Genomic DNA, 26,250 nt, shown 5'->3' with positions numbered 1-26,250 from the left:
GGGGGCGTCCGGCCGCGTCTCAGGGGCGTCCGGAATGCGGACACCTGACTTCCGTTCGCGACTGCGCATGCTTTACTTGCAGCCATGACCACGACGAGCAGCCGCATCCTTGCGACCGAGGCGAACACGACGCCCGGTGCTCGTTGTATGTGTCGAATGTGCGCCTTCTGAGGGCCCCCGCCTGAGCCTCGCGCCCCGAAGCGAGACCCGACGGCCGAGCCGATCCGCCCGCCCCACCGGCGCCGGACCGCGCCCGCCCCGCGCACACCGCCCCCCGGCCGACCGCCGGAGCGGCCCCCGTGCGCCTGACTGTCCGAATGACGAATGCCCCGTGCACGGCGGACCCACGCGTCGCGCACTCGACAGTGACGGAAACCCCTGTGATCACCACTTCGGGCCTGACCAAGGTCTACGAGTCACGCGGCCGCCAGGTCACCGCCCTGGACGGCGTCGACCTCCACGTCCGCGAGGGCGAGGTCTTCGGCGTGATCGGCCAGAGCGGCGCCGGCAAGTCCTCCCTGATCCGCTGCGTCAACCTCCTGGAGCGCCCCACCTCCGGCACGGTGACCGTCGACGGCGTCGACCTCACCGCCCTCGCCGGCAAGGGCCGCCGCGCCGGCAAGGACCTGCGCCGGGCGCGCAGCAGCATCGGCATGGTCTTCCAGCACTTCAACCTGCTGTCCTCCCGCACCGTGAAGGACAACATCGAGCTCCCGCTGGAGATCCTCGGCGTCCCGTCCGCGGAGCGCTCCCGCCGCGCCCTCGAACTCCTCGACCTCGTCGGCCTCGCCGACAAGGCGAAGAACTACCCCGGCCAGCTCTCCGGCGGCCAGAAGCAGCGCGTCGGCATCGCCCGCGCCCTCGCCGGCGAGCCCAAGGTCCTCCTCTCCGACGAGGCCACCAGCGCCCTCGACCCGGAGACCACCCGCTCGATCCTCCAGCTCCTGCGCGACCTGAACCGGCAGCTCGGCCTCACCGTCCTGCTCATCACGCACGAGATGGACGTCGTCAAGACCGTCTGCGACTCCGCCGCCCTCATGCAGAAGGGCCGGATCGTCGAGTCCGGCACGGTGAGCGAACTCCTCGCCACCCCCGGCTCCCAGCTCGCCGCCGAACTGTTCCCGGTCAGCGGCCACGCCACCGGCCTCGACCGCACCGTCGTCGACGTCACCTTCCACGGCGAGGCCGCCACCCAGCCGGTGATCTCGCAGCTCTCCCGCACGTACAACATCGACATCTCCATCCTCGGAGCCGCGATGGACACCGTCGGCGGGAAGCAGATCGGCCGCATGCGGATCGAACTGCCCGGCCGGTACGAGGAGAACGTCGTCCCGATCGGCTTCCTGCGCGAGCGGGGCCTCCAGGTCGAGCCGGTCGACGAGCCGCGCGACCCCGCGGACTCCGCCGCCACCGCCGTCCCCGTACAGCAGCCGCACGTGCTCGTGAAGGAGAGTGCCAAGTGACCTGGGAAGAGATGCGCCCCCTGCTCGAACAGGGCACGGTCGACACCCTCTACATGGTCCTCTGGGCCACCGTCGTCACCATCGTCGGCGGCCTCCCGCTCGGCCTCCTCCTCGTCCTCACCGACAAGGGCGGACTGCTCCAGAACCGGCCCGTGAACAAGGTCGTCGGTGCGATCGTGAACATCGGCCGCTCGCTGCCGTTCATCATCCTGCTGATCGCCCTGATCCCCTTCACGACCTTCGTCGTCGGCACCTTCATCGGCCCCACCGCCATGATCGTGCCGCTCGCCATCGGCGCCATCCCCTTCTTCGCGCGCCTCGTCGAGACCGCGATCCGCGAGGTCGACCACGGTCTCGTCGAAGCCGTCCAGTCCATGGGCGGCGGCATCCCGACCATCGTCCGCAAGGTGCTGCTCCCGCAGGCCCTGCCCTCGCTGGTCGCCGCTGTCACCACCACCGTCATCGTGCTCATCGGCTACTCCGCGATGGCCGGCGCGGTCGGCGGCGAGGGCCTCGGCTCCAAGGCCGTCACCTACGGGTACCAGCGCTTCGACACCACCTTCATGCTCGTCACCGTCGTCGTCCTGGTCGCCATCGTCACCGTCGTCCAGCTCCTCGGCGACGGCGTCGTACGGCTCCTCGCCCGCCGCGGCCGCACCGCCTGACGGCACCTCAGACCTCTTCGCCCCGCGAAGACAAGAGCCCGGACTCGTTGTCCAGGCGTCCACCGCTCCACATGAAAGAGGCACTCTTCGTGCGTAAGAACATCAAGCTCACCGCCGGCTTCGCGTCCGTCACCGCCCTCGCCCTCGGCCTCACCGCCTGCGGCACCTCGTCGGACCCGTCCTCCGCCAAGGACGCGGCCGGCTCCGCCGACAAGGCGCTCGTCGTCGCCGCGTCCCCGACGCCGCACGCCGACATCCTGAACTTCGTCAAGGACAAGCTGGCCGCCAAGGCCGGCCTCAAGCTGGAGGTGAAGGAGTTCACGGACTACGTCCTGCCGAACACCGCCACCCAGTCCGGCCAGGTCGACGCCAACTTCTTCCAGCACAAGCCGTACCTCGACGACTTCAACAAGAAGAACAAGACCACCATCGTCCCCGTGGTCGACGTCCACCTGGAGCCGCTCGGCCTCTACTCCAAGAGCCTGAAGTCCGTGAAGGACCTCAAGGCCGGCCAGACCGTCGCCGTCCCCAACGACACCACGAACGAGGGCCGCGCGCTCCACCTCCTCGCCGAGAACGGCCTCATCACCCTCAAGGAGGGCGTCGGCACCGACGCCAAGCTCTCCGACATCACCGACAAGAAGGGCCTGGAGTTCAAGGAGCTGGAGGCCGCCACCGTGCCCCGCGCCCTGAGCGACGTCGACGCCGCCGTCATCAACGGCAACTACGCGATCGAGGCCGACCTCTCCCCGGCCAAGGACGCCCTGGTCCTGGAGAAGGCCGAGGGCAACCCGTACGCCAACTTCCTCGCCGTCAAGGAGGGCAACGAGAAGGACGCCCGCGTGCTGAAGCTCGCCGAGCTCCTCAACTCGCCCGAGACGAAGAAGTACATCGAGGACACCTACAAGGGCTCCGTCATCCCCGCCTTCGGCGCCGCCAAGTAAGGCCACCGGTACAGTCCTTGAGCGGAAGGCCCCGCCCGCCCCGTCCGGCGCGCGGGGCCTTCCGCGCGTCACCCCCATGTCCGACCCGGCCATGCGCACGCCGCGTCCCATGCTGCATGCTGTGCGTTCACGGTCTCAACGGACGGTCTTCGGTACGGAGCTGCGCATGACTACCACCTTTCCGGACATCTCCATCAGCACGGACCGGCTGGTGCTGCGCCCGTACGAAGAGGCCGACATCCCCGCCTTCGTCGAGATGATGAACGACGAACTCGTCACCGCCTGGACCTCCGTCCCCCACCCGTACGCGCGCGCGCACGCCGAGGACTGGGTACGCAGGATCGCTCCTGCCGAACGCACCGAGGGCCGCGGCATCGTCTTCGCCGTCACCGAGTTCCTGACCCAGCGTCTGGTCGGCACCGTCCACCTGTACGACACCGACTGGCGCGTCCGCGCCACCGAGGTCGCCTACGTCACCGCCCCCTGGGCCCGCGGCGAGGGATACGCCACCGAGTCCGTCCTCGCCGTCGCCCAGTGGCTCTTCCGCGACCGCGGCTTCGAACGCCTCCAGCTGCGCACCGCCGCCGACAACACCGCCTCCCAGCAGGTCGCCCAGAAGATCGGCTGCATCAGCGAGGGCGTCCTGCGGAACGCCTGGATAGCGCGCAGCCTCACCGAGGGCGGCGAGTGGACCGACATCCGCACCGACCTCATCGTCTGGAGCCTCCTCCCCGAGGACCTCGACGGCGTCGCCGACCAGATGGCCGAGGCCGGATACTCCTCGTACACCGACTGGAGCTGAGCCTCCCGAGAGCCGACCCGGGGTACGCTCGACCCGCCCCCGACCTGCGACGACACCACAGGAGACAGACGCGATGGCCGACCGGGTCACGGTGATCGGCTGGGACGGCTCGCCCCTCACCGCGGCGGCCAGGTCCGCGCTCTCGGCCGCCACCCTGGTGGCCGGCGCCGCCCATCACCTCGCGCTCCCCGAAGTACCCCCCGGCGCCGAACGCGTCCGGCTCGGCAGCGTCGGCCTCGCCGCCCGCCGGATCGCCGGCCACCGCGGCACCGCCGTCGTCCTCGCCGACGGCGACCCCGGCTTCTTCGGCGTCGTCCGCACCCTCCGCGCCCCCGAGCACGGCCTGGAGGTGGAGGTCGTCCCCGCCGTCTCCTCGGTCGCCGCCGCCTTCGCCCGGGCCGGCATGCCCTGGGACGACGCCCGCGTCGTCGTCGCCCACCAGCGCACCCTGCGCCGGGCCGTCAACGTCTGCCGCGCCCACCCCAAGGTCGCCGTCCTCACCTCGCCGGGCGCCGGCCCCGCCGAACTCGCCCTCCTCCTCGACGGCGTCCACCGCACCTTCGTCGTCTGCGAGGAACTCGGCACCGCCCGCGAACAGGTCTCCGTCCTCACCTCCGACAAGGCCGCCGACCACACCTGGCGCGACCCCAACGTCGTCCTCGTCATCGGCGGCGCCGGTGGCACCGGAGCCTCCGCCGCCCCCTGGCTGATGGGCCACGACCCGGCCGCCGGGGCCGTCCGCGGCTGGGCCGGACCGACGGAGGAGGAGCACGGCTCCGAGGGCCGTCCCGGCGCCGGCCAGGACCCCACCCTGCGTGCCGTCCAGCTCGCCCGGCTCGGCCCCCGCACCGGCGACCTCGTCTGGGACGTGGGCAGCGCCGGCGGCGCCTTCGCCGTCGAGGCCGCCCGCTTCGGCGCCGCCGTCATCGCCGTCGACGCCGACCCGGCCGCCCGCGCCCGCACCGAGGCCGCCGCCCGCCGCGACGGCGTCCTCCTCCAGACCGTCACCGGCCGCGCCCCGCACGTCCTGGAGAGCCTTCCCGAGCCCGACGTCGTACGGATCGGGGCCGGCGGAGTCCCCGTCGTCACCGCCTGCGCCGACCGCCGCCCCGAACGGATCGCCGCCCACGCCACCACCCGCGACGAGGCCGAGGCGATCGGCTCCGCCCTCGCCGACGGCGGCTACGCCGTCGAGACCCGGCTGCTCCAGACCGTCGGCCTCGATCCCGCCGACTGGACGGAGCGCGAGCGCTCCGTCGTCTTCCTGCTCACGGGCCGCCGGACCACCGGCGCCCCGTGATCCGGCTGTCCGTCCGGGCAGGTAGGCTGGCCGATTGTTGTACCGCACGGGGACGTTCGGCGTGTTGTTCGTCAATGTCCTGAAACGGCGACCGGCTTGACCCGTTCTCGACGGTCATCGGTGTGCGGGACACCGGGGGGACCGCGCGACGTGGCGCAGTCCACAGCGCACCGTGGCGGAACCGCCTGCCACGATGGGCGCGGGCCGCGACAATGCTTGGGTGTCGGTGGGCTTCCGTGCCGCGCGGCGCACGCGCTCGTTCTCGTTGACGGGCGCAGCTCTGAAGGAACACAACGATGGGCGAGGGGTACGCATGACGGACACCGGCCAGGTCCCGGGCGAGGGACTGCCGGAGAACGCAGGCATGGTCGAGCAGCCGGGCATCCCCGCTCCGGGCGCGTACACCTTCCTGGACCCCTCCGGCCCGCTCCCCGAAGACGACGACATGCTGCTGATGCCGGGCGCCCAGGGCGCCTGGAGCGAGCAGGCCCCGGGCGCCGTGCCCGCCCCGCCGATCGCCGTCCCCGCCCCGCCCGTGGTCCCGCCGCAGGCCGGCCCCGAGGGCACCGACCCCGGCGCCGTGCCGCCGCAGGCCGCCGCCCCGCTGGGCGACCCGCTCACGGACCCGCTGCCGGACCCGCTCACCGACCCGCTGCCGGACCCCCTCACCGGCCCGCTCCCGGACGGCCTCGTCCTCGCCGACCAGCTGACCGCCCCCGCCACGCCGGCGCACGGCGTCCCGGCGCCCGGCGCCACCCCGCCGCAGGGCGTGCCGCTCGCCCCGCAGCCGCCGCTCGGCACCCCGGCGCACGGCGTCCCCGTCGCCCCGCAGGAGCCCGTCGCCACCGCCCACGGCTACGAGCCCGGCATCCTCGACACCGGCGCCCACGAGGCCGCCGGCCGCGACTCCGGCTCCGTCGACCTCGGCGGCGTCCGCGTCCCGCCGCCGGCCGCCCCCTCCCGGCGCCCGCTCCACATGGGCCCGCCGGTCCCGGAGACCGCCACCGGCGGCGTCGTGCGCTCGCTCGCCGACCGCGGCCCGGCCGCGCCGGTGCCGCCGCAGGTCCCCGCCCCGGCCCCCGAGCCCCTGGTGGCCACCGGCCCCGTGCCCGTCCCCGTACGGAACCCCGGGCCGCCCACCACCGGCCCCGAGTACTTCGAGATCGCGCAGGACCAGCAGACGGCCCCGCAGGGCGCCGAGCCGTGGGCCGCGCAGCCGCAGGAGCCCCCGGCGCCCGCCGAGGCCCCCGCAGAAACGGTCGTCCCGCAGAGCGGGCACTTCGTGCAGGTCGAGGGCTCGGTCCCGACCGCCGAGCAGCCGGCCCCGACGCCGACCCCGGCCGCCGGGACCCCGCTGCCCGAGCCGGAGGCCGTGACGCCGGAGACCGCGACCCCGGACGCCGTCGCGCCCGAGGCCGTGGCGCCCGAGGCCGTGGCGCCCGAGGCCGCCGAGGCCCAGGCCCCCGAGGCCGTCGTCCCCGCCCCGCGCGAGGGCGAGCCCGCCGCCGAGGCGGCGCCGCCGGCGGCCCCCGAGGCCGTGGCGCCGGAGGCCGTCGTGCCCGCCGAGGCGACCGAGCCGGTGGCCGAGCAGCCGGCGGAGGCCCAGGCCGAGGAGCCCGTGGCCGAGGTCGTGGAGCCCGTCGCCGAGGCCGCCGTGGCCGAGGCCGTGGAGCCCGCCGCGCCCGCCGATGTACCCGTACAGGCCGAGGCCCCGGCCGTGGAGACCCCGGCGGCCGAGCCCGTCCCGGAGGCCCCGGCGGCCGAAGCCGAAGCCGAGGCGCCCGTCGACGCCCCGGTCGAGGCCCCGGCCGGGGCCGAGGCCCCCGCCGAGCCCGCCGCCGCCGAGCAGCCGGCCGAGCCGGTCCCGGCCGAGGAGCCGGCGGCCGCCGAGGAGACCCCGGCCGAGGAGCCCGCCGCGGCGGCCCCCGCCGAGCCCGTCGCGGCCGAGCCGGTGCCCGCCGACGCGGTCGCGGCCGAGCCCGCCTCCGCCGAGGTCACCGTCGACACCGCCCCCGCCGAGACCTTCGCCGACGCCGCCGCCGAGGCGCCCGCCGAGGCCCCCGTCCTGGCCGTCGCCGAGGAGATCCCGGTCGTCGCCGAGGACGCCGCCGAGGACCCGGCCGAGCCCCGCCCGGCCGCCCCCGGCTACGACGACGCCGAGCGCGAGGCCGTGCTCCGGGTGATGCGCGAGCGCCGCGACATCCGCAACGGCTTCCGCTCCGACCCGATCCCGCACGAGGTGCTGCTCCGCGTCCTGGAGGCCGCCCACACGGCCCCCAGCGTCGGTCACTCGCAGCCCTGGGACTTCGTCGTCATCCGCTCCGCCGAGACCCGGCAGACCATGCACGAACTGGCCCAGCGCCAGCGCGAGGCGTACGCCAAGTCGCTGCCGAAGGCCCGCGCGAAGCAGTTCAAGGAACTGAAGATCGAGGCCATCCTCGACACCCCGGTCAACATCGTGGTCACCGCCGACCCGACCCGCGGCGGCCGGCACACCCTCGGCCGCTACACGCAGCCGCAGATGGCCCCGTACTCCTCGGCCCTCGCCGTCGAGAACCTCTGGCTCGCCGCCCGCGCCGAGGGCCTCGGCGTCGGCTGGGTCAGCTTCTTCGACGAGCGCGAGATGGTCCGCGAGCTCGGCCTCCCCGAGCACCTGGAGGTCGTCGCGTACCTCTGCGTCGGCTACGTCGACGAGTTCCCGGACGAGCCCGAGCTGATGCAGGCCGGCTGGGCCAAGCGCCGCCCGCTCTCCTGGGTCGTCCACGAGGAGACGTACGGCCGCCGCGCCCTGCCCGGCGAGGAGCCGCACGACCTGCTCCAGGAGACCGTCGCCGCCATCCGCCCGCTGGACGCCAAGGCGCTCGGCGAGGCGTGGGAGCGGCAGAAGCGGATGACCAAGCCGGCCGGCGCGCTCGGCATGCTGGAGATCATCTCCGCGCAGCTCTGCGGCCTCTCCCGGGTCTGCCCGCCGCCGATCCCCGAGCCCGCCGCCGTCGCGATCTTCGCCGGCGACCACGGCGTGCACGCCCAGGGCGTCACCCCCTGGCCGCAGGAGGTCACCGGCCAGATGGTCGCCAACTTCCTCGGCGGGGGAGCGGTCTGCAACGCCTTCGCCAACCAGGTCGGCGCCGAGGTCTGCGTCATCGACGTGGGCGTCGCGAGCGAGCTGCCCGCCACCCCCGGCCTGCTGCCCCGCAAGGTCCGGGCCGGCTCCGGCGACTTCACCACCGGCCTCGCCATGACGCGCGAGGAGACGATCGCCGCGATCGAGGTCGGCATCGAGACCGCCCGCGACCTGGTCGCGGCCGGCAACAAGGCGCTCCTCACCGGCGAGATGGGCATCGCGAACACCACCGCGTCCGCCGCCCTCATCTCCGTCTTCACCGGCGTCGACCCGGCCGAGGTCACCGGCCGCGGCACGGGCATCAACGACGAGACCCACGCCCGCAAGGTCGACGTGGTCCGCCGCGCCCTCGACCTGCACAAGCCGGATCCGCAGGACCCGATCGGCGTCCTCTCGCAGATCGGCGGCCTGGAGCACGCCGCCCTCGTCGGCTTCATCCTGGGCGCCGCCTCGCTGCGCACCCCGGTGATCCTCGACGGCGTCTCCACCGGCGCGGCGGCGCTCGTCGCCCGGGCCGTCGCCCCCGAGTCGCTGGCCGCCTGCATCGCGGGCCACCGCAGTGCCGAGCCCGGCCACGTGGCCGCGCTCAACAAGCTGGGCCTGCGCCCGCTGGTCGACCTGGACCTCCGCCTCGGCGAGGGCACCGGCGCCCTGCTGGCCCTCCCGCTGGTGCAGAGCGCGGCCCGCGCCATGCACGAGGTCGCGACCTTCGACTCCGCGGGCGTCACCGAGAAGTAGCCCGTACGGCCCCGGTGCCGCCCCCTCCGCCGGGAGGGGGCGTCACCGGGGCCGCCGCACGTCCGCGACCAGGGTCACAGGGTGTCCGCGCCAGGTCACCGATATCGTGGTCACCGGGCCTTCCCGCCCGCCCCACCAGCCGCTTCACCGCCGCAGCGGCCCCCAGGGCCTGCCTGACCATTTCCGTCGGGTCCGGCCCGCCCGGCACGCACGCTCGCCGTACGGCCGAAACGCCCCAGTAGCTCCGCTACGAGGGCGCCCCGGCCGCACGCCGATCGCACGCACCGAACGACCCGGCCTGATCCGACGCGAATGGTCAGACAGGCCCAAGCCCCTCTGAGGAGCCGCCCGCACATGGCCGAGCACGTCGAGCACCCCGCCTACCCCGTCGGTCTCCGCCTCGCCGGCCGGCGCGTCGTCGTCCTCGGCGGCGGCACGGTCGCCCAGCGCCGCCTGCCCGCCCTCATCGCCGCAGGCGCCGACGTCACCCTGATCTCCCCGTCGGCCACCCCCTCCGTGGAGGCCATGGCCGAGACCGGCGAGATCACCTGGGTCCGCCGCCGCTACGAGGACGGCGACCTCGCCGACGCCTGGTACGCGCTCGTCGCCACCACCGACCCGGCCGCCAACGCCGCCGCCTCCGCCGAGGCCGAGCGCGCCCGCGTCTGGTGCGTTCGCTCCGACGACGCCGACGCCGCCACCGCCTGGACCCCGGCCACCGGCCGCGGCGACGGCGTCACCGTCGCCGTCCTCACCGGCCACGACCCGCGCCGTTCGGCCGCCGTCCGCGACGCGATCCTGGAGGGCCTGCGCGACGGCTCCCTCGCCGCGCCCGCCCAGCGCGCCCGCACCCCCTTCGTCGCCCTGGTCGGCGGCGGCCCCGGCGACCCCGACCTCATCACCGTCCGCGGCCGCCGGCTGCTCGCCGAGGCCGACGTCGTCATCGCCGACCGGCTCGGCCCCCGCGACCTCCTGGACGAGCTGCCGCCGCACGTCGAGGTGATCGACGCGGCGAAGATCCCGTACGGCCGCTTCATGGCCCAGGAGGCCATCAACAACGCGCTGATCGAGCACGCGAAGGCCGGGAAGTCCGTCGTCCGCCTCAAGGGCGGCGACCCGTTCGTCTTCGGCCGGGGCATGGAGGAGGTGCAGGCGCTCGCCGCCGAGGGCATCGCCTGCACCGTCGTGCCCGGCATCTCCAGCTCCATCTCGGTCCCCGGCGCCGCCGGCATCCCGGTCACCCACCGCGGCGTCGCCCACGAGTTCACCGTGGTCAGCGGCCACGTCGCCCCCGACGACCCGCGCTCGCTCGTCGACTGGGCCTCGCTCGCGAAGCTGACCGGCACCCTGGTGATCCTCATGGGGGTCGACAAGATAGGGAAGATCGCCGAGGCGCTCGTCGCCCACGGCAAGGCCCCCGACACCCCCCTCGCCCTCGTCCAGGAGGGCACCACCGCGACCCAGCGCCGGGTGGACGCCACCCTCGCCACCGTCGCCGACGTCGTGAAGGCGGAAGAGGTCCGTCCGCCGGCCGTCATCGTGATCGGCCCGGTGGTCGCGGAGGGCCCCGGCAAGCGCACCCGCTGACACCCACCGAAGGAGCGTGGGGCGGGCGGCGGCGACCGCCGCCCGCCCCACGCATTGGCACCACACCCCGGACAAGGCAGTATCACCCCGTGGCCGAACTCATCACGATCACCGACCCCGACGACCCCCGCCTGCGCGACTACACCGGCCTGACCGACGTCGAACTCCGCCGCCGGCGCGAACCCGCCGAGGGCCTCTTCATCGCCGAGGGCGAGAAGGTCATCCGCCGCGCCAGGCAGGCCGGTTACGAGATGCGGTCGATGCTGCTCTCCGCCAAGTGGGTCGACGTCATGCGCGACGTCATCGACGAGGTCCCCGCGCCGGTGTACGCCATCCAGCCCGACCTCGCCGAACGCGTCACCGGCTACCACGTGCACCGCGGCGCCCTCGCCTCCATGCAGCGCAAGCCGCTCCCCGAGGCCGGCGAACTCCTCGCGGGCGCCCGCCGGGTGGCGGTCATGGAGTCGGTCAACGACCACACCAACATCGGCGCCATCTTCCGCAGCGCCGCCGCCCTCGGCATGGACGCCGTCCTGCTCTCCCCGGACTGCGCGGACCCGCTCTACCGCCGCTCGGTGAAGGTCTCCATGGGCGCCGTCTTCTCCGTCCCGTACGCCCGCCTGGACACCTGGCCGCGCGGTCTGGAGGCGGTACGGGAGGCGGGCTTCCGGCTCCTCGCGCTCACCCCGGCGGAACAGGCCACCTCCATGGACGAGGCAGCCCCGCACCGCCTGGACCGGGTCGCCCTGATGCTCGGCGCGGAGGGCGACGGCCTCTCCACCCAGGCGCTGCGCGCCGCCGACGAGTGGGTGCGCATCCCGATGGCCCACGGCGTCGACTCGCTCAACGTGGGCGCGGCCGCGGCCGTCGCCTTCTACGCGGTGACGGCGGGCCGCCCCGAGGCGTAGCCCGCCGCGGATCAGCCCTGGAGGGCCTGGGCGGCGGCGATGCCCAGGGCCACCAGCAGCGTCACCACCACGAAGACGACCAGCCGCTGGCGCAGCAGCCGCGGATTGGCCGGGCGGCGGCCGGTGGACGTCGTCCGGTTCCCCTGCCGGGCCCCGGGCCGCGACTGCGGCCCCCGCGAGCCGCCGCCGGTACGGGAGGGCGCCGAGGGCCGCGAGGACGGCGCGGGCCCGCGCCCCCGGGCGGCCGCGCGCTCCGGCTCGCGGCCCCGGGTGTCCCGCTCCGTGTACCGCTCGGTCGGCCGCAGCGTGCCGCGCTCCTCCACCCGCTCGCGCGGGGCCGGCGGCCGGGCGGCCGGCAGCCCCTGCGCCTCGCGGGCGGCGATCTCCTTGAGCCGCATCGACAGCTGGAGCGTGCTGGGCCGGTCCTCCGGGTCCTTCGCCAGACAGGCCCGGATCAGCGGCGCGAGCGCGTCGGGCACGCCCTGGAGCTGCGCCTCCTCGTGCACCACGCGGTAGAGCATGACCTCGGAACTGCCGTGCCCGAAGGGGGAGTCGCCCATCGAGGCGTACGCGAGGGTGGCGCCGAGCGAGAAGACGTCCGTCGCCGGCGTCACGGCGGCGCCCCGCACCTGCTCGGGCGCGAGGAACCCGGGGGAGCCGACCGCGGTGCCGACGTGGGTGAGGGTGCTGGCCCCGGTGGCCCAGGCGATCCCGAAGTCGATGATGCGGGGGCCCTTGGGGGAGAGCAGGATGTTCGACGGCTTCAGGTCGCGGTGGACGACCCCGGCCTCGTGGACGGCGACCAGGCCCTCGGAGAGCGCGGCGCCGATCGACGCCACGTCGGCGGCCCGCAGCGGACCCTCCTCGGCGACCCGGTCGTGCAGCGAGGGGCCGGGCACGTACTGGGTGGCGAACCAGGGCCGTTCGGCGTCGAGGTCGGCGGCGACCAGCCGGGCGGTGCAGCCGCCCCGGATCCGCCGGGCCGCCGACACCTCGCGGGCGAACCGCGACCGGAACTCCTGGTCCTCGGCCAGATCGGGCCGGATCACCTTCAGGGCCACCCGCTGACCGCGCCGGTCGGAGCCGAGGTACACGACCCCCATCCCTCCGGCGCCCAGCCTGCGGTGGAGCCGGAACGCCCCGACGATCCGCGGGTCCTCGCGCCGGAGCCGCATCATCGCCATGTCCGTCCCCTCGTCCGTTCGACGTGGCACAGCTTACGTAGTGCCGCCCCCGCGCGCTCATAGGCCGCGCCCTCCCACCGGCATCGATTGTCAGTGCTGAGGGGGAAGGAGGCCCCGGCCCCCACCGAACCTCCTCTTCAACACCCCTTCCCGCACAACCCACTTGACCGGGCCGTCCGACAACTCCCGCGGCCCCGCCCGCGCCGGCGTGCCCGCCCCGCGCCCGCCTCCCCGCCAGGCTCCCCGGCGGACGTGACCCATGTCACCCCACCCCTCCTCCCGGGGGCGGGGGCGTGTCCCTTCCGGGATGACCCCGACCCCCCGTGCCCCGTCTCCACCCAGGGGAGTACTCCGGGAGGAGTGGTGTCATCCTCCCGTAGGCCCGAAAGCCGGTACGCGGGCATGACGCCCGGGCGCCTTCCGCTCCCTAGTGTTGAGGTCATGCGGTGGGCGCGACTCTCGTCCCCCGAGGAACACGCGCCCACCGCACCGGAACCACACGGGAACATCCCTACAGAGACCGACAGGAGAGGACCATGGCCTTCACGGCACACCGGTCGACCCCCCGCCCCGCGGGACGCCGTCACCCCCTGGTCGCCACCGCCATGGTCCTCCCTCTCGCGGCCCTGCTCGCGGTCGTCTTCGGCGGCTGGGACGCGGTGGTCACACAGGCGTCGTCCGTGGGCGTGATGCTGGGGCGCTGAGCGGCGCCCCGGACCCGGGAGAGCGGCCCGGGTCGGGGACATCGGCCGACAGCCCCGTGGGGACGGGGGTGCGGCGGACGACAGCGCAGGGGCCGGTCGGCCGGGGAGCCGACCGGCCCCTCCGCGCGCCCACCCCGACGCCGGCCCCCGCGCCCTCGTGTTCCGCGCGCCCGCCCCCGTACCGTCCCTTCCCCGCGCCCTCGTGTTCCGCGCGCCCGCCCCCGTACCGGCCCCCGCGCCCTCGTGGTCCGCGTACGCCCCCCCCGTACCGGCCCCGACAACCTTCCCGCGCTTCCCGCCTGCGCCCGACGCCCTTACCGCCCCTTCCCATGAGCCGCGTACGCTCGCCGGATGGACCTCGCACAGACCGCGTCCCAGGCCCACGAGCCGTCGCCCGGCGACGTGCCGGCGGCGCTCGCCGTGCTCGCCCGCGAGGCCGTGCACGGCGGGGGAGCCTGCCGGTGCGAGCCGGCGGCGGTCCGGGTGCTGGCGGACCGGGAGGACGGGACCGTCGTCCGGCACGGCGGGCTCGTCGCCAAGGCGCACGCCCCCGGCACCGACGAGGGCCCGCACGCGGCCCGGCTCGCCCTCGCCGCCCACCCGGACCTCGGCGGGATCCTCCTCCCGCCGGTCCCGGGCCCCCGCCCGGAGCCGGTCGCCGGACGGCCGGTGACGGTCTGGCCGTACGGACCCCCGGTCGACCCGGCGGACCCCGACGCCGCCCCCTGGGAGGAGGCGGCCCGGCTCCTCGCCCTGCTGCACCGCACCCCGCCGCCGCCCGGGCCGGCCGGCCCGCCGCCCGCCATGCGCGCCCCCGAGAAGGCGGCCCTGGCCGTCGGCCGGATGCTCCGCACCGCCCCGGACCATCCGGCCGCGGCCACCGTCCTCGCGGCCTGGCGGACCGTCACCGCGAGCGGTACCGGCGGCACGCGCGCGTACCTGTGCCACGGCGACTTCCATCTCGGCCAGCTCGTCCGGGACTTCCGTGGTGAGTGGCGGCTCATCGACGTCGACGACGCCGGACTGGGCGACCCCGCCTGGGACCTGGCCCGCCCCGCCGCCTGGTTCGCCGCCGGCCTGCTGCCGGCGGAGGTGTGGACACGTTTCCTCGGCGCGTACCGGGCGTCGGGCGGCCCGGCCGTCGGCGCGGACCCGTGGGCGCGGCTGGACCTGCCGGCCAGGGCCCTGACCGTGCAGACCGCCGCCCTCGCGGTGGCCAAGTCCACGGTGGAGCGGCGGGAACTCGACGAGGTGGAGGGCGTGATGATCGACACCTGCGCCAGGATCCCGGGCGCCCGAACCGCTTCCGCCTTCACCGCGTCCCCATAAAGTGAGGTCATCATTCGAACGGCAACGGCAGGGAGTTGAGCCGAGCATGCAGTGTCCCAAGTGTCACGCGGCGATGCACACGTACAACCGCAACGGCGTCCAGATCGAGCAGTGCAGCGGCTGCCGCGGCATCTTCCTGGACTACGGCGAGCTGGAGGCCCTGACCCGCCTGGAGTCGCAGTGGCAGGCCGCCCCGCCGGCGCCGCCCGCCCCGCCGGCCGCGTACCCGGCGCCCGCCCCGGCCGCTCCCGCCTGGGGCGCCCCGCACGGCGGCCACCACGGCGGTCACTACCGCCAGCGCGGCTTCGGCCGGATGCTCTTCTCCTCCTGAGCCCCGCCCCGGCCCCGGAACCGCCGTCCGCGGATCCGGGGCCGGCGTGCGTCCCCTGCGCACCCGCCCGCCCGCACGACGACGAAGCCCCCGGCCGCGCGTGGCAGCCGGGGGCTTCGTCGTTCTGTGCGCGATACTGGGATTGAACCAGTGACCTCTTCCGTGTCAGGGAAGCGCTCTCCCGCTGAGCTAATCGCGCGGGACGCACCCCGAGGGGTGCAGGAGGAGTGGTGCGCGATACTGGGATTGAACCAGTGACCTCTTCCGTGTCAGGGAAGCGCTCTCCCGCTGAGCTAATCGCGCGGGACGCACCCCGAGGGGTGCGGGAGAAGTGGTGCGCGATACTGGGATTGAACCAGTGACCTCTTCCGTGTCAGGGAAGCGCTCTCCCGCTGAGCTAATCGCGCGGGGGATCCGGAGATCCAGGACCCGAAGGTCCAGTGGACGATACTGGGATTGAACCAGTGACCTCTTCCGTGTCAGGGAAGCGCTCTCCCGCTGAGCTAATCGTCCTTGGAGGTGGAGACGGGATTTGAACCCGTGTAGACGGCTTTGCAGGCCGTTGCCTCGCCTCTCGGCCACTCCACCAGGAGTGATAACGGGGGTTCGGGAAGATCCCCCACATCGAGCGGACGACGAGATTCGAACTCGCGACCCTCACCTTGGCAAGGTGATGCTCTACCAACTGAGCCACGTCCGCTTGTCGTTTCCGGTCCGCTTGCGCGTCCCGGCGACGTGTTGAACTCTAGCGGATTCCCGGGCCAGTACAAAAACGCGTTTCCGCAGCGTGCTGACCTGCGGGCCCTTCGCGGTGCCCGGCCGGGCGTCCCGGAGGGTTCGAACGGTGTTCACCCGCCGTGTTCCCGAGGTCGCGCGCAGCCGCCGGGGACCGTACGCCCCGTGCTCCCGCGCCGGCCGACCTAGACTCGATCCGTGTACGACCTTGCTCCCCTGGCCCGCTTCGGCGGCCTCGTCGCGACCGACCTCCGGGACGTCACCCATGACCCGGAGGCCCTGGACTCCGCAGGCTTCTGGGCCGTCTGCGCCGACTTCGAGGGCCGGCTCACCTGCGCCCGCTTCGGAGACGTCCGCAGGGCCCCGGTGCCCCCCGCCGTCCCCGGCGCCTGGTCCGGGCCCCGGCCCGGTGACTGGACGTCCTCGCTCGACCGCGCCGCGTACACCGCGGGCGTGCGGAAGGTGCGCGAGCACATCGCGCGCGGCGAGGTCTACCAGGCGAACCTCTGCCGGGTGATGAGCGCGCCGCTGCCCGATCCGGCCGCGGCCGACGTGGACGCCCTCACCGCGCTGCTCGCGGCCGGCAACCCCGCCCCGTACGCCGGGACGATCCGGCTGCCCGCGCACGGCGTGGGGATCGCCACCGCCTCGCCCGAGCTGTACCTCCGGCGCGAGGGCGGCCGGGTCTCCTCCGGCCCCATCAAGGGCACCGGCCGCACCGCCGACGACCTCCTGCCCAAGGACCACGCCGAGAACGTGATGATCGTGGACCTGGTCCGCAACGACCTCGGCCGCGTCTGCGAGACCGGCTCCGTCGCCGTCCCCGCCCTCTGCGACATCGAGGAGCACCCCGGCCTGGTCCACCTCGTCTCCACCGTCAGCGGGGTGCTGCGCGAGGACGCCGGCTGGCCCGAGCTGCTCGCCGCCACCTTCCCGCCCGGCTCCGTCACCGGCGCCCCCAAGTCCAGCGCGCTGCGGATCATCGAGGCGCTGGAGACCGCGCCCCGCGGCCCGTACTGCGGTGGCGTCGGCTGGGTCGACGCGGACAGCGGCCACGGCGAGCTGGCCGTCGGCATCCGCACCTTCTGGATCGACCGCCCGCAGGGCGTCCTCCGCTTCGGCACCGGCGCCGGGATCACCTGGGGCTCCGACCCCGAGCGGGAGTGGGAGGAGACCGAGCTGAAGGCCGCGCGGCTGGTCGCGATAGCGTCGGGCGCCTATCAGTCGGGCGCCCCGGACACGGACGTTCCCGAGGCGAGCGGAAAGGCCATCTCTCGATGAAGATCTGGGTCAACGGCGGGCTGTACGACGAGGAGGCCGCCCGGGTCTCGGTCCTGGACCACGGGCTGACCGTCGGCGACGGCATCTTCGAGACCGTCAAGGCCGAGCGCGGCGAAACGTTCGCTCTCACCCTGCACCTGGAGCGGCTCACCCGCTCCGCCCGCGGCCTCGGCCTGCCCGACCCGGACCTCGACGAGGTCCGCCGGGCCTGCGCCGCCGTCCTGGAGGCCAACCCGATGGAGCTCGGCCGGCTCCGCATCACCTACACCGGCGGCCTCTCCCCGCTCGGCTCGGAGCGCGGCGACACCGGCCCCGGCCTGGTCGTCGCCGTCGGCGAGACCACCCGCCGCGCCGACACCACCGCCGTGATCACCGTGCCCTGGACGCGCAACGAGCGCGGTGCCCTCACCGGCCTGAAGACCACCTCGTACGCGGAGAACGTCGTCGCCCTCGCCCGGGCGAAGGAGGCCGGCGCCACCGAGGCCCTCTTCGGCAACACCGTCGGGCAGCTCTGCGAGGGCACCGGATCCAACGTCTTCGTGGTCCTCGACGGCCGGATCCACACCCCGCCCGTCTCCTCCGGCTGCCTCGCCGGCATCACCCGCGCCCTCGCGGTCGAGTGGACCGGCGCCGTCGAGACCGACCTGCCGCTCGACGTGCTGGAGACCGCCGAGGAGGTCTTCCTCACCTCCACGCTGCGGGACGTCCAGGCCGTCCACCGCGTGGACGGGCGCGAGCTCACCGCTGCCCCCGGCCCGGTCACCGCCAAGGCCATGCGGCTCTTCGAGGAGCGCGCCGCCGCGGACCGGGACCCCCGGCTCGGCTGAAACCGGATGACGGCGGGCCCGCGGGGTGGGTAGAACACCCGTGATGACCACCACCCTGCGGCCGTCCGAGCCGCTCCAGCACTCTGCCGACGGCGGCCGCTCGCGCACCTACGACATCTGCGTGAACAGCCGCCGGGTCGGTTCCGTCCACGTCGCCACCGACCCCCACTTCGGGGCCGCCTCGGGCCTGATCGAACGGCTCCGGGTCGACGAGCCGGACCGGGGCCGGGGCAGGGGCGCGGTGGCGGCGCTGGCCGCCGAGGAGGTGCTGCGCGGCTGGGGCTGCAGGGACGTGCAGATATCGGTCCCTGCCGACGCGGGCGCCGCGCTCGCCCTGGCCCGCGCCCTCGGCTACACCGAGATCAGCCGGAACATGGTGAAGGAACTGGCCGCCGAGGCGCCCGAGCCGCCGGCCGGGACCGAGGCCCGGCCGATGACGGACGCGGAGTTCACGGAGTGGGAGGCGGCCGCCAGGGACGCCTTCGCCCGCAGCTGGATCGACCGCGGCGTTCCCGAGGACCGGGCCCGCGCCAAGGCGGAGGCCAGCCACCGCGAGCTGCTGCCGCGGGGGCTCGCCACCCCGGGCACCGCGATCCAGGTGCTCCTCGTGGGCGGGCGGCCGGTGGGGCACGTGTGGACCGGGGTGCGGCAGCTGGAACCGGGCGTGAGCGCCGGGTACGTCTACGACGTCGAGGTCGCCGCGGACCGGCGCGGCCGGGGGCACGGCCGGACGCTGATGCTCCTCGCCGAGCGCGCGGCGCGGGAGGCCGGGGAGACCCTGCTGGGACTGCACGTCTTCGCGGGCAACACCCCGGCGATCCGCCTGTACGAGTCGCTCGGCTACCGCACGACGTACCTCAACAGCTCCAAGCCGCTGCTCTGAGGCACCGCGCGGGACGGGCGGTCAGCCGGCCAGGAGCCGGTCGGCGATCTCCTCGATCCGGGCGCGCAGGCCCTCCTGGCTCTTGCCGCCGTCGAGGCGCTCCCCGCCGATGACGTAGGTCGGGGTGCCGGTGACCTTGAGGGCCTGGCCCTCGGCCTGGTCGGCGTCGACGGTGAGCAGGTGCCGGCCGTCGATCAGGGCGGTGTCGAACTCCTCGGCGTCCAGGCCGAGTCCGGCCGCCACCTCCAGGAGCACCGGCTCGCCCCGCTCGGCGAGATCGGCGGTCCGCGCCAGCAGCGCCTCGGCGTACGGCCAGCCCTGCCCCTGGTCGGCCGCCTCCTCGGCGGCCTGGGCGGCGGCGTAGGCGTGCTTGTTCTTGGCCAGCGGGAAGTGGCGCAGCTGTACGTCGAGCCGGTCGCCGTACTTCTCGCGCAGGGCGTGCACGTCGTCGAGGGCCTGGAAGCAGTCCGGGCACTGGAGGTCGAACCACGCCTCCAGGACGACCGGGGAAGCGGGTGCGGTGGTGGAGTCAGTCATGTCCGGCAGTCTTCCAGCCGGGCCGCCCGGTCCCGCAATCGGCACAGGTGCGGGCCGGACCGGGACCTGAGGAGGAGATCCCCCACGGGGCGACCCGGAGATCTCCCTGAGACCGGGCCGCGGGCGTGGCCCCGGGCGGCCGGCGCGGTGCAGGATGGAAGGGACGTATCACCCGGGACCTGGAGGATCGCATGCTCGCCGAGACCATCTGCTCCGCGGTGTCCGCGGCGGGCCTGGGAATCGCCGCGATCACGGCCTACCGGAAGAAGTACCTGTCCGCGGCGCGGATCGCCGCCTGGTCGCTGGTGCCGCTCGGTCTGGTGATGACCGGTGCCGTCGAGTGGGCCTTCGACACGGTCTTCAGCCCGGTCGCCTGGGCCGGCTTCGGCGTGCTCGGGGTGGCCTGGCTGCTCCTGCTGACGGTCCGGGGCGTCGAGCGGCGCCGCGGTGGCCGGAAGGCGGCGGGCAGGGGAGCTGACCCGGCGGCGGTCGCGTCCGGGGCCTCCGCGGCGGCCGGAGGAGGGGACGCCATGGCGCGCCCCGCGTCTCGGCCGGCGTCGCGGCCCACGGTCGGCGCCACGGGTGGTGCGGACGACTTCAGCGACATCGAGGCGATTCTGAAGAAGCACGGAATCTGACCGCTTCTGGCCGTTGCCTGCCGGGCTGCGACCGGGCGGTGCGGTGGAGATCCACGGGAAGGGATGAACCGCCCCGCCGAGGGCCCGTTTCCGTCCTTCCGGGGGTGCGCGGTGCGCGATCATCCCCCCGAGATGCTCGATACCTCGCGGGAACCCGCCCCCGCCTCCGCCGAGTCCGCTCCCGCCGCCGACCCTCCGGTCGACGAACCGAGGGGCTGTCTCTTCGCGCTGTCGCAGCCGCCGCTGATGATCTTCCTGGCGGTGATCGGCGCCCTGCTCCTCATGGCGGCCCTGCACGACCTGTACGTGCTGTGAGGCGCCGCGTCGGCCCCGTGCGGCGCGGGATCAGCCGGCGGCCTCCTTGCGGCGGGCCCGGTAGGCCGCCACGTGGAGCCGGTTCCCGCAGGTGCGGCTGTCGCAGTAGCGGCGGGACCGGTTCCGGGAGAGGTCGACGAAGGCCCGCCCGCAGTCCGGCGCCTCGCACCGGCGCAGCCGCTCGCGCTCGCCCGAGACCACGATGAAGGCCAGCGCCATCCCGCAGTCGGCGGCCAGGTGGTCGGCGACCGAGGCGCCCGGCGCGAAGTAGTGCACGTGCCAGTCGTAGCCGTCGTGGTCGGTGAGCTGCGGGGTGGTGCCCGCTGCGGCCACCAGCTGGTTGATCAGCGGGGCGGCGATCCTGGCGTCGGGGGCGGAGAAGACGGCGGTGAAGCGGTCCCGCACGTCGCGGACGGCCCGCAGGTCCTCCGGGGTCAGTTCGCCCACGTCGCTGATCCGGTGCTCGCGCACGAAGACGCCGAGCGCGTCGAGGTCCGTGAGCGTGTCCTCACGGTCGCCCCGCGCGGCGGTGTTCATGAGATCGACGACGGTGTCGAGGGCGATCCGGGTGTCGTGGGGGATGAGCACGCTACGCTCCCTGGCCGGCCGCGGGCGGGCGCCCGCGGTTTGGCGACGACTCTAGCGCGCCCCGGAAAACAGCGGGAAAAGCGCGACGGCGCCCTTCACCGCGCCGGCTGCGCGGTGAAGGGCGCCGAGGTCGTGCTGTGAGGCTGCCCGCGCGGCGCCGTCTCCCCGAGTTAAGACGGCGCCGTACGGCACAGGGCCTGGCTCAGCTGTCGGCCAGGATGTGGGACAGCTCGGTATCGAGGTCGAAGTGCCGGTGCTCGGTGCCCGGTGGCACCGCGGCGTCGGTCCGCTTGAGGAACGATTCCAGGGCCCTCGCGGGGGCCTCGAGCAGGGCCTCGCCCTCGGGCGAGCTCAACGCGATGCAGACGACGCCCTGGCCGTGGCTACGGGACGGCCAGACCCGGACGTCGCCGGTGCCGGTGGGCCGGTGCAGCCCCTCGGCGAGAAGGTCGCGGGCGAAGACCCACTCGACCGTCTCCTCGGCTCCGGTGTGGAAGGTGGCGTGCACGGCGTACGGATCCGCCGTGTCATACCGCAGGCCCGCGGGTACAGGCAGTGAGGACTCGCTCGACACAACGAGGCGCAGGTGCAGCTCGCAGCTCACCACGGTGTTCATAAGCGCCAGGGCCTTTCGCTCAGTGTGCGCTCGGGGATTCGCACGTCGGCGAAATCGACATGCCACCTCCGGTGTCGTTGTAAACCCCTCTGTCGGTTTTGTGGCCGTTCAGGTAGCTCGGACGGCGGTATGTAACTTTGGGTAATACCCCCATATCAGTGGGGCTGGTGTGTCGGGTAAATTAGCCCCATGAATGCGGAGAGTGACGAGCGCACCCCTGAGTCCCCGAACGACGGCGAGGCCGAACTGGGATCGCGGGCACCGGAGTTCATCAAGGCCCGCCGGGGCCTGCACCTGAGCTGGCAGGTCGGCGTCTTCATCGTCGGACTCGCCGTGATCGGGGCCGGCATCCTCATGCTGGTCTTCCCCGGGCCGGGCTGGCTCGTCATCTTCGCCGGCATGGCGATCTGGGCGACCGAGTTCGTCTGGGCGCAGATCGTGCTCCGCTGGACCAAGCGCAAGGTCACCGAGGCCGCCCAGCGCGCCCTCGACCCCAAGGTCCGGCGCCGCAACATCACCCTCACCGTCATCGGCGTGGTGATCATCGCCGCGCTGCTCGGCTGGTACCTCTGGAAGTTCGGCATCGTCATGCCCTGGAAGATCGACGAGTGACCCGGGGGTGGTTCGAAGGCCCCGCTGACATGCGGTAATGTTGGCGACGCGCCGGGGCGATTAGCTCAGCGGGAGAGCACTTCGTTCACACCGAAGGGGTCACTGGTTCGATCCCAGTATCGCCCACCACCCGGCACGAGGGCCCGGAGACGATCACCGTCTCCGGGCCCTCGGCACATCCCGGGCCCGGCTCACCGCATCCGGGCCAGCCGCTCCCGCAGCAGCCGCGCCTCCCGCAGCCGCCGCTCGTACGTGGCGCCCACGGCGAGCAGCAGCAGCCCCGCTGCCGCCGGCGGCAGCCAGCGCGGCAGCGTCCCCACCAGCTGCACCACGTACGGCGCCAGCTCGTGCACGCCCACCAGGGCCAGCACCGCACCGCCGAGCAGCAGCGGCGCCCGCAGCCGGAACCGCGCCCCCAGCAGCGTCACCGCCAGCGCCCCCGTGCCCAGCAGCAGCGGGCGCACCCAGGACGGGTCCGACCAGACGGCGACCAGACTCGGCAGCAGCGTCGCCGCGAGACCCGGGCCGTACGCCACCCAGGACGAGGCCGCCGGGTCACGGCGCCGCCGCAGGAAGCCGACCACCAGTGCCGGCACCGTCACCGGCAGCGTGTACGCCTCCGGCACCGTCACCCCCCACACCGCGAGCCGCACCCAGGCCGCCGCCAGGAACAGCGCCCCCGCCGCCCACGAGCCGGCCCGCCGCCGCTCCTGCCGCAGCGCCGTCGCCGCCGCGATCAGACCGGCCAGCGCGAGCGCCAGGGCCAGCACCGCCGGACGCGGCACCGTGAGCGCCAGCGCCACCGCGCCCACCGTCGCCCCGGTCGCCTCGACCGCCGCCGACCGGAACCGCGCCGCCCATGCCGCCGTGCCGGCAGGGACGAGAAGCAGCACCACGCCCGCCGTGGCCGGGGCGAACCCCGCCGCCGCGGCCCCGGCGCCCGCCAGACCCGCCGCCGCGAGCACCGCCGCCGAGGACGCCGCCTCGCGGACCGCGCCGGCCCCGAGCGCGGCCGCCGCCGCGAAGAGCCCGAACAGCACCCCCAGCGCCACGAAGGTCGCCGCCCGCGTGTCCAGCGCCAGGAGCAGCGCCGAGACCGCCGAGGCCGTCCCGGCCGCCAGCCCCGTCCAGGCGAGCAGCGCACCCGGAGCCACGGGAGCCGCCTGCGACCCGGTCGTCCACGCGGCGCCCCAGGCACCCGCCGGGCGCTCCGGCGCCGGAGCCGGCTCCGGCAGGCCGCGCGTGAGCGCCCCGGGCCGTACCGCGAGCGCCAGCGCTCCGCCCGCCGCCACCAGCCGGACCGCGAGCCCCGCCGCGTACGGCAGCTCCAGGACCACCGGCAGCGCCGTCAGCAGTGCCCAGCCGAGCACCACCGCGCCCCACCGGCCCCACAGCCGTCCGGTCGCCGCCGCCCCGCCGGCGGCGAGCAGCAGCACCAGGGCCGCCGTCGCCGGATACCCGACGGGCACCGGCTCCGCGTGCGCCCCCGACCAGACGCCCGCGCTCCGGTCCGCCGGGCCCAGCAGCCCGCCCAGCACCGGCGGCAGCGCCCACACCACCCCGAGCGCCGCGACCCCGCCCCCGGCGAGGCCGAACCCGGCCCGTACCGCCTCCGGGATCCACGCGGCCCGCACCGGCCGCCACAGCGCCGCCAGGGCCAGGCCGCCGGCCACGTACACCGGCACCGCCCCGTCGGAGGGCAGCGCCGACCGCGCCAGACCGCCCACCGCCGCCACCAGCGCCAGACCGGCCACCGCCGCGAGCGCAACGGCCGCCGTGCGCGCCGCCCGGACGGCGGTCAGGCACAGCGCGGCGCAGCCGGCCAGCAGCGGAGCACCGGTCCACGGGCTCGTCACCGAGAGCCAGCCGCCCGTCAGCAGCGCCCCCGCCGCCAGCGCGCCCGCCGACGCCCCCGCCGTGATCCGCGCCGCGAGCCCCACCGGACGCGCGAGCGGCAGCAGGTCCGCCGCCGCCGTCAGCACCGCGGCCCACGCCACGACCGCCGGACCGCCGCCGGCCGCCACCGCGCCCAGAGGCAGGGGCAGCTGCGCCGCCGCCACCGCCGCCGGGAACGGCAGCCGCAGCCCCCGCAGCAGACCGCCGTACGCCGCCCACAGACCCGCCAGGACCGCCGCGGCCACCGCCGAGTACGCCGTCCCGTCCGTCTCCGGCAGCGCCACCCGGTGCAGCGCGTACGCGTCGAGGACCGTCAGGACGAGCCCCAGCGCGCCCACCGCCTCCGCCGTCGACGCCAGCCCCCGGCGCAGCAGCACCGCGGGCGCGGCCAGCACCGCCGACGTCACCGCCAGCAGCACCGCCGCACGCCCGGCGATCCCCATCGAGCCCCAGCTCACCAGCGTGAACGCGAGCGCCGCGACCGCCAGCAGGATCCCGCCCAGCGTCAGCAGCGCGTTCTGCGCCCCGCGCGGCGAGGTCTCCGCCGGGGCACCGCCCCCGAACGGCGCGGCCGGCCGCCCGGCGGGGGAGTGCAGCACGCCCAGCAGCCACGCCCGCCGCGCCAGCAACACGGACCGGCGCGCGTCGAGCCGGCCCAGCTCCTCGTCGACGAGCCGCAGCTCCTCGGCCGGAGACAATTTCATGTCCATGACCGGAGTGTCGCGCCGCGCCCCCGCCCCGGGGAATGCGCGCTGCTACTCAGATCCGGCCCGAGTACCCACACTGGTCCCATGGACTGGTGCCGTTACCGCTTCCGCAGCGTCTGGCGGCTCGCCGCCCCGCCCGACCGGGTCTACGCCGTCCTCGCCCACGCCGAGGACTACCCCCGCTGGTGGCCCCAGGTCCGCGCCGTCGTCCCCCGCGACGACACCAGCGGCACCGCCCGCTTCCGCTCCCTGCTCCCGTACGACCTCCACGTCACCGCACGCGCCCTGCGCCAGGACCCCGAGGCCCGCGTCCTGGAGGTCCGGCTCGACGGCGACCTGGAGGGCTGGGCCCGCTGGACCCTCACCCCCGACGGCGCCGGCACCCACGCCCTCTACGAGCAGGAGGTCGAGGTCCGCGCCCGGCTGCTGCGCCTCCTCGCCGTCCCCGGCCGCCCCTTCTTCCGCGCCAACCACGCCCTGATGATGCGCGGCGGCCGCCGCGGGCTCACCGCCCGCCTGCGCACCGGATGAATTTGGAACCCGGCCCGGGATCCCTGTATGGTTCAACCCGTTCCCGGGCGATTAGCTCAGCGGGAGAGCACTTCGTTCACACCGAAGGGGTCACTGGTTCGATCCCAGTATCGCCCACCGGGAGAGGCCGGTCCGTCAGCACGACGGACCGGCCTCAGCCGTTTCCGGCCCTCTCACGCAGCCTTCCGCAGCTCCGGCCGCAGCGGCCACGCCGGATCCACCAGCTCCGGCGTCCCCTGCCGCGTGAACCACGCCTGCAGACCCCGCGCCTGGGCCGCGTGCCACACCGCCTGGAGGGTGTGCAGCTCCGCCGGCGACAAGCGCTCCAGCCGGGACGCGAACCGCCGCCCGACCGCCCGCACCACCTCCAGCGCCGCCGTGGCGTCCGCCGCCGCGTCATGGGCCCCCGCCAGCTCCACCTGGTAGTGCGCGCACAGGTCCGTCAGCGTCCGGCGGCCCTTGCGGTACCGGTCCAGGTGCTTGTCCAGCACCCGCGGATCCAGCACGCACAGCGCGGTGTGCTCCAGGTAGCGGGCCAGCGACGACGCCCGATGGCGCCTCAACTCCCGGTCCAGGATGGTGAGGTCGAACGGCGCGTTCATCACCACCAGCGGCCGGCCCGCCGCGTTCTGCTCCGCCAGGGCGCGCCCCAGCTCCTCCATCACCGGCGACGGCCACCGGCCGTTCCGCTGGAGGTGATCGTCCGTCAGCCCGTGCACCGCCGTGGCCCCTTCCGGCACCGGAACGCCCGGATTGACCAGCCAGCGGGTCACCCGGGGCCGCGCCCCGGCCGCGTCCTGGACGACGAGCGCGGCGGACACGATCCGGTCCTGCTCGACGTCCACTCCGGTGGTCTCCGTGTCGAAAGCGGCCAGGGGCCCTTCGTACCAGTTCGTCGTCATCCCCGAACTCCTCGCACCCGCGCGGCAGATGGCCAACCCCCTGCCCCGATCCGGTGATACCCGCCCTGTTTGCGGCGTACGCGGACCGGTGACAACAGGGGTG

At 74.9% G+C, this 26,250-nt stretch carries 24 protein-coding genes and 8 tRNA genes; 20 read left to right on the top strand and 12 right to left on the bottom strand.

Annotated elements, in window-relative coordinates; genetic code table 11:
* Positions 1 to 380: 380 nt before the first annotated feature.
* From ABFY03_RS07850 to ABFY03_RS07815, 8 genes are all read left to right on the top strand, one after another.
* Entirely contained in the window at positions 381 to 1,463 is a 1,083-nt protein-coding gene (locus tag ABFY03_RS07850) for a methionine ABC transporter ATP-binding protein (RefSeq protein WP_319008646.1), read from the top strand.
* On the top strand, positions 1,460 to 2,128 hold the full coding sequence (locus ABFY03_RS07845; RefSeq protein WP_346169556.1) for a methionine ABC transporter permease: 669 nt from the start codon (positions 1,460 to 1,462) through the stop codon (positions 2,126 to 2,128). The genes ABFY03_RS07850 and ABFY03_RS07845 overlap by 4 nt, the downstream gene beginning before the upstream one ends.
* An 89-nt stretch (positions 2,129 to 2,217) precedes the next feature.
* Positions 2,218 to 3,072, top strand: coding sequence for a MetQ/NlpA family ABC transporter substrate-binding protein (locus ABFY03_RS07840; RefSeq protein WP_346169555.1), 855 nt, complete (start codon positions 2,218 to 2,220; stop codon positions 3,070 to 3,072).
* Positions 3,073 to 3,238: 166 nt separating this feature from the next.
* The gene (locus ABFY03_RS07835; RefSeq protein WP_031011897.1) at positions 3,239 to 3,874 is read left to right on the top strand and encodes a GNAT family N-acetyltransferase; all 636 of its coding nucleotides are present in this window, start codon (positions 3,239 to 3,241) and stop codon (positions 3,872 to 3,874) included.
* A gap of 73 nt (positions 3,875 to 3,947) precedes the next feature.
* Positions 3,948 to 5,174 carry a precorrin-6y C5,15-methyltransferase (decarboxylating) subunit CbiE gene (gene cbiE / locus ABFY03_RS07830; protein ID WP_319008643.1) on the top strand — a complete coding sequence of 409 codons (1,227 nt, stop codon included), beginning with the start codon at positions 3,948 to 3,950 and terminating at the stop codon, positions 5,172 to 5,174.
* Between the two features lie 313 nt (positions 5,175 to 5,487).
* Entirely contained in the window at positions 5,488 to 9,036 is a 3,549-nt protein-coding gene (cobT, locus tag ABFY03_RS07825) for a nicotinate-nucleotide--dimethylbenzimidazole phosphoribosyltransferase (RefSeq protein ID WP_346169554.1), read from the top strand.
* A 354-nt stretch (positions 9,037 to 9,390) separates the two neighbouring features.
* A complete protein-coding gene (gene cobA, locus ABFY03_RS07820) occupies positions 9,391 to 10,623 on the top strand; it encodes a uroporphyrinogen-III C-methyltransferase (protein WP_346169553.1) in 1,233 nt (410 codons plus the stop codon).
* 89 nt (positions 10,624 to 10,712) lie between these two features.
* Positions 10,713 to 11,531, top strand: a complete 819-nt coding sequence (locus ABFY03_RS07815) for a TrmH family RNA methyltransferase (protein ID WP_319009866.1) — start codon at positions 10,713 to 10,715, stop codon at positions 11,529 to 11,531.
* 11 nt (positions 11,532 to 11,542) lie between these two features.
* On the opposite strand, the gene ABFY03_RS07810 is transcribed toward ABFY03_RS07815, so the two are convergent.
* Positions 11,543 to 12,715: a serine/threonine-protein kinase gene (locus ABFY03_RS07810; RefSeq protein ID WP_319009865.1), complete on the bottom strand. Its 1,173-nt coding sequence runs from the start codon at positions 12,713 to 12,715 to the stop codon at positions 11,543 to 11,545.
* A 536-nt stretch (positions 12,716 to 13,251) separates the two neighbouring features.
* Between ABFY03_RS07810 and ABFY03_RS07805 the strand changes: the two genes are divergently transcribed.
* From ABFY03_RS07805 to ABFY03_RS07795, 3 genes are all read left to right on the top strand, one after another.
* A complete protein-coding gene (locus ABFY03_RS07805) occupies positions 13,252 to 13,419 on the top strand; it encodes a hypothetical protein (RefSeq protein WP_319009864.1) in 168 nt (55 codons plus the stop codon).
* 351 nt (positions 13,420 to 13,770) lie between these two features.
* The gene (locus ABFY03_RS07800; protein WP_319009863.1) at positions 13,771 to 14,748 is read left to right on the top strand and encodes an aminoglycoside phosphotransferase family protein; all 978 of its coding nucleotides are present in this window, start codon (positions 13,771 to 13,773) and stop codon (positions 14,746 to 14,748) included.
* 46 nt (positions 14,749 to 14,794) lie between these two features.
* A complete protein-coding gene (locus ABFY03_RS07795; protein ID WP_319009862.1) occupies positions 14,795 to 15,079 on the top strand; it encodes a TFIIB-type zinc ribbon-containing protein in 285 nt (94 codons plus the stop codon).
* 127 nt (positions 15,080 to 15,206) lie between these two features.
* Here ABFY03_RS07795 and ABFY03_RS07790 read toward each other — a convergent pair.
* The 6 genes from ABFY03_RS07790 to ABFY03_RS07765 form a co-directional block, all read right to left on the bottom strand.
* Positions 15,207 to 15,278, bottom strand: a tRNA-Val gene (locus tag ABFY03_RS07790).
* A 29-nt stretch (positions 15,279 to 15,307) separates the two neighbouring features.
* A tRNA-Val gene (locus ABFY03_RS07785) sits at positions 15,308 to 15,382 on the bottom strand.
* A 29-nt stretch (positions 15,383 to 15,411) separates the two neighbouring features.
* Positions 15,412 to 15,486 (bottom strand) — tRNA-Val (locus tag ABFY03_RS07780).
* 34 nt (positions 15,487 to 15,520) lie between these two features.
* Positions 15,521 to 15,592 (bottom strand) — tRNA-Val (locus tag ABFY03_RS07775).
* 1 nt (position 15,593) lies between these two features.
* A tRNA-Cys gene (locus ABFY03_RS07770) sits at positions 15,594 to 15,667 on the bottom strand.
* Between the two features lie 39 nt (positions 15,668 to 15,706).
* A tRNA-Gly gene (locus tag ABFY03_RS07765) sits at positions 15,707 to 15,779 on the bottom strand.
* A gap of 233 nt (positions 15,780 to 16,012) precedes the next feature.
* Between ABFY03_RS07765 and ABFY03_RS07760 the strand changes: the two genes are divergently transcribed.
* Genes ABFY03_RS07760 through ABFY03_RS07750 form a run of 3 tightly spaced genes read left to right on the top strand, consistent with a single transcriptional unit; the run spans position 16,013 to position 18,805 of the window.
* Complete coding sequence (locus ABFY03_RS07760; protein ID WP_346169552.1) at positions 16,013 to 17,095, top strand: chorismate-binding protein; 1,083 nt, start codon at positions 16,013 to 16,015, stop codon at positions 17,093 to 17,095.
* Entirely contained in the window at positions 17,092 to 17,922 is an 831-nt protein-coding gene (locus ABFY03_RS07755) for an aminotransferase class IV (RefSeq protein WP_319009860.1), read from the top strand. The genes ABFY03_RS07760 and ABFY03_RS07755 overlap by 4 nt, the downstream gene beginning before the upstream one ends.
* A gap of 43 nt (positions 17,923 to 17,965) precedes the next feature.
* On the top strand, positions 17,966 to 18,805 hold the full coding sequence (locus tag ABFY03_RS07750; RefSeq protein ID WP_346169551.1) for a GNAT family N-acetyltransferase: 840 nt from the start codon (positions 17,966 to 17,968) through the stop codon (positions 18,803 to 18,805).
* Between the two features lie 21 nt (positions 18,806 to 18,826).
* On the opposite strand, the gene ABFY03_RS07745 is transcribed toward ABFY03_RS07750, so the two are convergent.
* Positions 18,827 to 19,342 carry a DsbA family protein gene (locus tag ABFY03_RS07745; protein ID WP_319009858.1) on the bottom strand — a complete coding sequence of 172 codons (516 nt, stop codon included), beginning with the start codon at positions 19,340 to 19,342 and terminating at the stop codon, positions 18,827 to 18,829.
* 191 nt (positions 19,343 to 19,533) lie between these two features.
* On the opposite strand from ABFY03_RS07745, the gene ABFY03_RS07740 reads away from it, so the two are divergent.
* Both ABFY03_RS07740 and ABFY03_RS07735 read left to right on the top strand, forming a co-directional pair.
* Positions 19,534 to 19,980, top strand: coding sequence for a hypothetical protein (locus ABFY03_RS07740; RefSeq protein WP_346169550.1), 447 nt, complete (start codon positions 19,534 to 19,536; stop codon positions 19,978 to 19,980).
* 132 nt (positions 19,981 to 20,112) lie between these two features.
* Positions 20,113 to 20,295, top strand: a complete 183-nt coding sequence (locus ABFY03_RS07735) for a hypothetical protein (protein WP_319009856.1) — start codon at positions 20,113 to 20,115, stop codon at positions 20,293 to 20,295.
* Between the two features lie 30 nt (positions 20,296 to 20,325).
* Here ABFY03_RS07735 and ABFY03_RS07730 read toward each other — a convergent pair whose 3' ends face one another.
* Both ABFY03_RS07730 and ABFY03_RS07725 read right to left on the bottom strand, forming a co-directional pair.
* Entirely contained in the window at positions 20,326 to 20,883 is a 558-nt protein-coding gene (locus tag ABFY03_RS07730; protein WP_319009855.1) for a CGNR zinc finger domain-containing protein, read from the bottom strand.
* 202 nt (positions 20,884 to 21,085) lie between these two features.
* On the bottom strand, positions 21,086 to 21,499 hold the full coding sequence (locus tag ABFY03_RS07725) for an SsgA family sporulation/cell division regulator (protein ID WP_030493555.1): 414 nt from the start codon (positions 21,497 to 21,499) through the stop codon (positions 21,086 to 21,088).
* Between the two features lie 189 nt (positions 21,500 to 21,688).
* Here ABFY03_RS07725 and ABFY03_RS07720 point away from each other — a divergent pair, with 189 nt between their 5' ends.
* The gene (locus tag ABFY03_RS07720; protein ID WP_319009854.1) at positions 21,689 to 22,111 is read left to right on the top strand and encodes a TIGR02611 family protein; all 423 of its coding nucleotides are present in this window, start codon (positions 21,689 to 21,691) and stop codon (positions 22,109 to 22,111) included.
* A gap of 54 nt (positions 22,112 to 22,165) precedes the next feature.
* Positions 22,166 to 22,240: transfer RNA gene (locus ABFY03_RS07715), tRNA-Val, on the top strand.
* Between the two features lie 62 nt (positions 22,241 to 22,302).
* Here the strand turns inward: ABFY03_RS07715 and ABFY03_RS07710 are convergent.
* Positions 22,303 to 24,717, bottom strand: coding sequence for an SCO7613 C-terminal domain-containing membrane protein (locus tag ABFY03_RS07710; RefSeq protein WP_346169549.1), 2,415 nt, complete (start codon positions 24,715 to 24,717; stop codon positions 22,303 to 22,305).
* An 81-nt stretch (positions 24,718 to 24,798) separates the two neighbouring features.
* Here ABFY03_RS07710 and ABFY03_RS07705 point away from each other — a divergent pair, with 81 nt between their 5' ends.
* Both ABFY03_RS07705 and ABFY03_RS07700 read left to right on the top strand, forming a co-directional pair.
* The gene (locus tag ABFY03_RS07705; RefSeq protein ID WP_346169548.1) at positions 24,799 to 25,245 is read left to right on the top strand and encodes an SRPBCC family protein; all 447 of its coding nucleotides are present in this window, start codon (positions 24,799 to 24,801) and stop codon (positions 25,243 to 25,245) included.
* Between the two features lie 45 nt (positions 25,246 to 25,290).
* Positions 25,291 to 25,362, top strand: a tRNA-Val gene (locus ABFY03_RS07700).
* Between the two features lie 56 nt (positions 25,363 to 25,418).
* Here ABFY03_RS07700 and ABFY03_RS07695 read toward each other — a convergent pair.
* Positions 25,419 to 26,147 (bottom strand): 3'-5' exonuclease, encoded by a 729-nt coding sequence (locus ABFY03_RS07695; RefSeq protein WP_346169547.1) that lies wholly within the window; start codon positions 26,145 to 26,147, stop codon positions 25,419 to 25,421.
* Positions 26,148 to 26,250: the final 103 nt, after the last annotated feature.

The organism is Streptomyces roseofulvus, from assembly GCF_039534915.1.
GTDB classification, from domain to species: domain Bacteria; phylum Actinomycetota; class Actinomycetes; order Streptomycetales; family Streptomycetaceae; genus Streptomyces; species Streptomyces roseofulvus.
This window is presented reverse-complemented; position numbering and strand designations above follow the sequence as displayed.

What these genes read in the sequence shown, in the direction of transcription:
- ABFY03_RS07835 (WP_031011897.1), top strand. Translation starts at nt 3,239, where the DNA reads ATGACTACCACCTTTCCGGACATCTCCATCAGCACGGACCGGCTGGTG.
- cbiE (WP_319008643.1), top strand. Translation starts at nt 3,948, where the DNA reads ATGGCCGACCGGGTCACGGTGATCGGCTGGGACGGCTCGCCCCTCACC.
- cobT (WP_346169554.1), top strand. Translation starts at nt 5,488, where the DNA reads ATGACGGACACCGGCCAGGTCCCGGGCGAGGGACTGCCGGAGAACGCA.
- cobA (WP_346169553.1), top strand. Translation starts at nt 9,391, where the DNA reads ATGGCCGAGCACGTCGAGCACCCCGCCTACCCCGTCGGTCTCCGCCTC.
- ABFY03_RS07810 (WP_319009865.1), bottom strand. Translation starts at nt 12,715, where the DNA reads ATGGCGATGATGCGGCTCCGGCGCGAGGACCCGCGGATCGTCGGGGCG.
- ABFY03_RS07805 (WP_319009864.1), top strand. Translation starts at nt 13,252, where the DNA reads ATGGCCTTCACGGCACACCGGTCGACCCCCCGCCCCGCGGGACGCCGT.
- ABFY03_RS07800 (WP_319009863.1), top strand. Translation starts at nt 13,771, where the DNA reads ATGGACCTCGCACAGACCGCGTCCCAGGCCCACGAGCCGTCGCCCGGC.
- ABFY03_RS07795 (WP_319009862.1), top strand. Translation starts at nt 14,795, where the DNA reads ATGCAGTGTCCCAAGTGTCACGCGGCGATGCACACGTACAACCGCAAC.
- ABFY03_RS07755 (WP_319009860.1), top strand. Translation starts at nt 17,092, where the DNA reads ATGAAGATCTGGGTCAACGGCGGGCTGTACGACGAGGAGGCCGCCCGG.
- ABFY03_RS07750 (WP_346169551.1), top strand. Translation starts at nt 17,966, where the DNA reads ATGACCACCACCCTGCGGCCGTCCGAGCCGCTCCAGCACTCTGCCGAC.
- ABFY03_RS07745 (WP_319009858.1), bottom strand. Translation starts at nt 19,342, where the DNA reads ATGACTGACTCCACCACCGCACCCGCTTCCCCGGTCGTCCTGGAGGCG.
- ABFY03_RS07740 (WP_346169550.1), top strand. Translation starts at nt 19,534, where the DNA reads ATGCTCGCCGAGACCATCTGCTCCGCGGTGTCCGCGGCGGGCCTGGGA.
- ABFY03_RS07735 (WP_319009856.1), top strand. Translation starts at nt 20,113, where the DNA reads ATGCTCGATACCTCGCGGGAACCCGCCCCCGCCTCCGCCGAGTCCGCT.
- ABFY03_RS07725 (WP_030493555.1), bottom strand. Translation starts at nt 21,499, where the DNA reads ATGAACACCGTGGTGAGCTGCGAGCTGCACCTGCGCCTCGTTGTGTCG.
- ABFY03_RS07720 (WP_319009854.1), top strand. Translation starts at nt 21,689, where the DNA reads ATGAATGCGGAGAGTGACGAGCGCACCCCTGAGTCCCCGAACGACGGC.
- ABFY03_RS07710 (WP_346169549.1), bottom strand. Translation starts at nt 24,717, where the DNA reads ATGGACATGAAATTGTCTCCGGCCGAGGAGCTGCGGCTCGTCGACGAG.
- ABFY03_RS07705 (WP_346169548.1), top strand. Translation starts at nt 24,799, where the DNA reads ATGGACTGGTGCCGTTACCGCTTCCGCAGCGTCTGGCGGCTCGCCGCC.
- ABFY03_RS07695 (WP_346169547.1), bottom strand. Translation starts at nt 26,147, where the DNA reads ATGACGACGAACTGGTACGAAGGGCCCCTGGCCGCTTTCGACACGGAG.